We start from the raw sequence: 884 nt of genomic DNA on the forward strand, positions 1-884 counted from the left end.
TGCCCGGCCTTCTTTTTTTATGCTTTTGTAGGAGCGGCGTAAGCCGCGAAGCCACTGAACCAACAAACCTCAGTGACCATAGACCACGCTTGATCCATTGCCATCAGCTTCGCGGCTCACGCCGCTCCTACAAGTCACCAGCAAACGCAATTGGAGAACCCCATGCAACCCGACTTCTGGCTGCAACGTTGGCAAAACGGTCAAATCGGCTTCCATCGCAACGAAGTGATGCCACTGCTGCAGAAGCACTGGCCCGAACTGCAACTCCCGGCAGGCAGCCGCGTATTGGTGCCGCTGTGCGGCAAGACCCTGGACATGCACTGGCTGGCCGCGCAAGGCCACCGCGTGCTTGGTGTCGAATTGTCGCCAATGGCGATCGAGCAGTTCTTCGCCGAAGCCGACATCATTCCGCAGCGCCACAGCAGCCAGTACGGCGAGCACTACAGCGCCGGGCCGATTGAAATCATCTGTGGTGATGCATTTGCACTGGACGCGGAGTTGCTGGCAGACACAGCCGGCGTCTACGATCGCGCCGCCCTGATCGCCTTGCCGCCGCACCTGCGCCAACACTACCGCGACACCTTGTACGGGCAGTTGCCGATAGGTTCCCAAGGCGTGCTGATCACCCTGGAATACCCGCAGGACGAAAAGCAGGGCCCGCCGTTCTCGGTGGAGGAAGCCGAAGTGCAGCGCTTGTTCGCCAGCCCCTGGCAGGCCGGCCTGCTGGAACGCCGCGACATCCTTGATCAGCAGCCGGATTTCCGCGCGGACGGCGCAACTGCACTTTCCACCGCCGTCTACAGGCTGCAGCGCCTGTAGTGCCGACCCATGGTCGGCAGGGGCATTACCGATAGACCTGACAGATGCCGACCATGGGTCGGCAC

At 61.5% G+C, this 884-nt stretch carries 1 protein-coding gene; it reads left to right on the forward strand.

Annotation, left to right across the window (positions count from 1 at the left end; genetic code table 11):
- Positions 1-162: 162 nt before the first annotated feature.
- Positions 163-819: a thiopurine S-methyltransferase gene (locus QMX78_RS21465; RefSeq protein ID WP_282273487.1), complete on the forward strand. Its 657-nt coding sequence runs from the start codon at positions 163-165 to the stop codon at positions 817-819.
- Positions 820-884 lie beyond the last annotated feature (65 nt).

The sequence above is a fragment of the Stenotrophomonas sp. PS02298 genome (assembly GCF_029959445.1).
In the GTDB taxonomy this organism is placed as follows: domain Bacteria; phylum Pseudomonadota; class Gammaproteobacteria; order Xanthomonadales; family Xanthomonadaceae; genus Stenotrophomonas.

What these genes read in the sequence shown, in the direction of transcription:
- QMX78_RS21465 (WP_282273487.1), top strand. Translation starts at nt 163, where the DNA reads ATGCAACCCGACTTCTGGCTGCAACGTTGGCAAAACGGTCAAATCGGC.